Source organism: Catalinimonas locisalis (assembly GCF_038039535.1).
GTDB lineage: Bacteria > Bacteroidota > Bacteroidia > Cytophagales > Cyclobacteriaceae > Catalinimonas.
This window is the reverse complement of record NZ_JBBPHP010000086.1, coordinates 1-4186: the sequence shown is the minus strand read 5'-3', so window position 1 is coordinate 4186 and position 4186 is coordinate 1. Positions and strand designations below refer to the sequence as shown.

General features: G+C 44.4%; 5 protein-coding genes. 3 read left to right on the top strand and 2 right to left on the bottom strand.

Annotated features, from left to right (window positions below):
• On the bottom strand, positions 1 to 1175 hold a 1175-nt coding region (locus WJR50_RS33815; RefSeq protein WP_341297742.1), incomplete at its 3' end, for an IS91 family transposase.
• A complete protein-coding gene (locus tag WJR50_RS33810; protein ID WP_341297741.1) occupies positions 1175 to 2005 on the bottom strand; it encodes a tyrosine-type recombinase/integrase in 831 nt (276 codons plus the stop codon). The genes WJR50_RS33815 and WJR50_RS33810, both read right to left, overlap by 1 nt.
• A 64-nt stretch (positions 2006 to 2069) precedes the next feature.
• Here WJR50_RS33810 and WJR50_RS33805 point away from each other — a divergent pair, with 64 nt between their 5' ends.
• From WJR50_RS33805 to WJR50_RS33795, 3 genes are all read left to right on the top strand, one after another.
• The gene (locus tag WJR50_RS33805; RefSeq protein WP_341297740.1) at positions 2070 to 2372 is read left to right on the top strand and encodes a hypothetical protein; all 303 of its coding nucleotides are present in this window, start codon (positions 2070 to 2072) and stop codon (positions 2370 to 2372) included.
• A gap of 745 nt (positions 2373 to 3117) precedes the next feature.
• The gene (locus WJR50_RS33800; protein WP_341297739.1) at positions 3118 to 3456 is read left to right on the top strand and encodes a type II toxin-antitoxin system RelE/ParE family toxin; all 339 of its coding nucleotides are present in this window, start codon (positions 3118 to 3120) and stop codon (positions 3454 to 3456) included.
• A 3-nt stretch (positions 3457 to 3459) separates the two neighbouring features.
• On the top strand, positions 3460 to 3792 hold the full coding sequence (locus WJR50_RS33795; RefSeq protein WP_445223518.1) for a helix-turn-helix domain-containing protein: 333 nt from the start codon (positions 3460 to 3462) through the stop codon (positions 3790 to 3792).
• Positions 3793 to 4186 lie beyond the last annotated feature (394 nt).

Below are 4186 nucleotides of genomic sequence, written 5' to 3'. Positions count from 1 at the left end.
GTTCCATAAATTGGTATTTCTAACAAAAGTACTCCCTCTGTCATTGCAAGAAAACATGTACTTGGACGGGTGGATACCCGTTCTATCCATACTTTCGGAGGCGCTCTACCATAAAACATATTCATCGTGTGCAGTGTACCGTTACCACAGGCACAGCACTTACGGTGAGATACGGGTTCTTCCTGATCATCGGGAGCAACGGTAGGACCAAGCATCCGCTGGAGATCAGGAAGCCTTTCAGACTTCCAGCGACTGGAGAGGAATCCATAGTGCCTGATCCTGACAAACCCTCTGGGTAAGATATGCTGGCTGAAGCGTCGGATAAACTCTTTGTCAGTAAGAGACATCTGCTGCTTCTGCGCTCCTTTTCGGTAGTCCTTGTAGCTGAAAGTAACCTGGCCGTTATCCAGGCTGATGAGCCGGTGATTGCTGATGGCGATCTTATGAGTGTAGCGCCCAAGATACTCCACCACCGCTTTAGGATGCTGGAAAGGTCTCTTGGCATATACTACCCATGGCTTTTCAAACAGGCTGGCAAAGAATGCTTTTTCCTTCTCCGGGAAAGCTTTTCTTAGACCTGCTACTAACCTGGCCCGGAAGACTTTGCTCATGGCATTTACCGGAAAGAGGAATTTACCTTTATTCCGAGCAGGCTTCCATTTGCCTTGTTTGGTCACACCGCCACCCGGAACGATGCAGTGAAGGTGTGGATGTGAACTCAGATTCTGCCCCCAGGTATGTAGTACAGCGATCATAGCAGGCTTGGCCCCCAGGTGCTTGGCATCTTTGGCAAAGCTCTGCATCACCGACCAGGCTGTACTGAAGAGCAGACGGTATACTTTGGCTGGTGCATACAAGCATAGCGGGTTGACCTGCTCAGGCAGGGTGAACACAACATGAAAGTACGGTACTGGCAAGAGTTCATTTTCCCTTGCCTGTATCCATGCCTCGCGCTGTTCTCCCTGGCATTTAGGGCAGTGGCGATTGCGACAGCTATTATAACTGATAGACAAATTGCCACAGCTATCACACTGATCCACATGACCGCCCAGATCAGCGGTCCTACATTTTCTAAGAGCATGCAAGGTGCGTTCCTGCCAGCTATTGCTGCAGTAGCTACTGAGCCTGTACTTGTTCCTATTTAGTACATCAGCTACTTCATGTTTGGGACGCACTACTTATCAGGGTAGAGCGTATCCATTGGGCTAAAGGGCCTGCGTCTTCCCATTTGAGAGACATGGAGATAGATTAGTGTAGTTTCCAGGCGAGCATGCCCGAGCAGATCCTTAATGCTGACGATGTCAAGCCCATCTTCCAGCAAGTGAGTAGCAAAAGTATGACGGAGAGTATGTGCGGTGACCTCCTTTTCTAAGCCAGCAGTTTTTCTGGATTCCCTGACGATCCACTGAACGCCTCTTTGGGATAGGGCGACGATTCTTCCTTCCGCATTTTTACCATTGAAGAGCCACAGTTGAGGATGTTCATTGTTAATGTAGGTCTTTAGCCCCCGCGCCAGGTGCTTACTCAGAGGCAGGTAGCGATCTTTACGCCCTTTGCCTTTCCTGACATGCACCATGAGCCGGTTAAAATCTACGTCTTTGGTATGTAATCTACGGAGTTCAAAGCAGCGTAGCCCGCATCCATAAAGCATACCCAGCACCAGGCGATGTCTCAGCAGTTTAGGGGCTAGTAGTAGGCTTCGCATTTCCTCTTTGCTCAGCACTACCGGAAGGGTTTTGGGCCGTTCTAGGGAAGGAAGTACTACTCGTTTTTCTTTGAGTCCTTCCATCCGGTAGGCATACCTTAAGCCGTAAACGGTATGCTTAAAAAAGGACTCAGAAGGCGTTTTCTTTTGCTGTTTGAGGTAATGCAGATAGTCTAGCACCTGTTCTTCGTCTAGAAGCACCGGATTCATGTTGTAGTGCTGGGCCATTTGAGCCAGACAGCGGGAGTAATTTGTTAGAGTACTCTGGCTGTAGCCAGCAACCGAAAAGCTTCTCTCCAATTTTTGGTAAAGAGGAAGAAAATCAGGAACCTCACGACAGGTTCTTTCAATGAGTGTTTCCCCTTTGGTACGGTGTGTTTTTTTTCATGATATAAATGGTTTAAATTACCTTCATCAAGATAAGAATATCATGAAAAACCCTGCTGCTAAAGGCTACCGCAGGTTTAGTTCAACACTCCATATCCGCTATGCTTCGGGTAAAGCCCTCGCCGTCCGCTGCGCAAACGTTGGTGTGCCACGAAGTGGTGTAGATCCAGTGGGTGAAAATCCCACCCAGGTAATTGACTGTTCACCTGGAAGAGCAATAGACAGTCACACTCGTGAGGGTGCTGCTGAAGCTCTGTTGCTTCAAATAATCAACCCGTAATGCATTAAGCGTGAACCCAGAGTAGCTTCGAGATGTGCATTTGCAGATTTGGGGAGAGTTTCAACGGTGTCTGCGAGACCCGCTTGAACCCTGCCATACTGAAAGGATTAACAGTCATTTGAATTTCAGTAAACTGCCGGAGTCATAGGGATGGGGTGATTATAGATGGAGATACGCTAAACGTGGGAGATCTGGTCTTTTGTGAGATGGCTACTTACAACCTACTGCTATAAGTATAACGAAATGCAGCAGGGGAAGATCAGAAGTCGGAGGGGCACATAGTACCGTAGACAGCAGAGACAACAAAACTCTGTAGGAGGCCACCATGGAATGGGAAGGAGCCCTACTTTGAAGATGCTCATATAATCCACTGGCTGTTGATACTGGCTTAGTCCTATTCGGTCAACTTATAGGCTAGATGAGATTAAAGGGAGCTATAGTTTGGACCAAGTGTATGGAAACAAGTTAGAGGAGTGTTATCGCTAAATACTATAACTGAAGCTTGTGAACAGACATGCATGTCCAAAACAGAACTTCATCGGTAAGCCGTGTGAGGGAAAACTTCATGCACGGTTTGATGAGGGTCGCCATGAAATGGGGGCACTGGTAGTCTGATTATTGCTATATTATAGCAAATTAAGCAGGGCTACCAGGCTCTACCCTACCCTGTAATGTAAACAGATGAAAAGTTTCCATATAACTCAACTTTTGTGTAGATTTGTTCGTAAATTGAGATATAAACTGAATGAAGCCAAAATTTGAGGTCATTTTCCTGGAACCAGCTATTGTTTTTATGGAAACGCTGGATTTGAAAACGCAAACAAAAATATATTACAACATAGATAAAGCAAAGTTGGTAAATGACCCGAAACTGTTTAAGAAATTAACAGACGAAATTTGGGAGTTCAGAACAAAGTACAGTGGAGTGCAATACCGACTTTTTGCATTTTGGGACAAAACGGATAAGACGGAAACTCTTGTGATCTCAACTCATGGGATTGTCAAAAAAGTGAGTAAAGTTCCAAAGTCTGAGATTGAGAAGGCAATGCAAATCAGAGCAGATTATTTTGATCAAAAAAGTTAAGTTATGGAAGCAACAAATAGAAAGATGAAAATGATGACGCTTGATCAAATGAAAGACAAGCATATCGGGAAAATAGGTACACCTGATCGGGATAAATACGAGTTTGAACTGGGCATGGAAGCGCTTGGAGAGATGATAAAATCAGCCAGAAAAGAGCGACACCTAACACAGGAAGAATTAGGTAAGTTAATTGGCGTTCAGAAATCTCAAATCTCAAAACTGGAACGCAATACTAGGAATGTAACCATAGAAACTATTCTGAAAGTATTCACCGCTCTGAAGGCCAACGTGAAGTTTAGTGTTGAAATGAATGAAAACGAATTTAAAGTAGCTTAAGAAAGACACTACAGGCAACAATGCATATGGCTTATGGCGGGTGAGGTAGTAATCTTGATATTTTCAGCACTTAGGTATGTCAATGCTGGCGGACAATTAAGTACTTCGAAAACCGACACAATCCATATGCTGAGCGTTATAGCGCATAGAGGGAAATGAAAAACAAAGTTAGATTTTATCATCTATTAGAATGGAAGACAGTTGGGGAAACTCTTTTACTTTTAATTTTCATCATCCTGTGTATTGCATTTTTCTTCTTTTCTGAAGAATTGGTTAGATATTACAGATTGTCAAAATTAGAAGGCAAAACTGAGGTTTGGCTTATCCTGCAATGAGTCAACAGATAAAAATGAAATTCAGGGCGGAAAAAGGCATTTCATAGATTGTAATATTT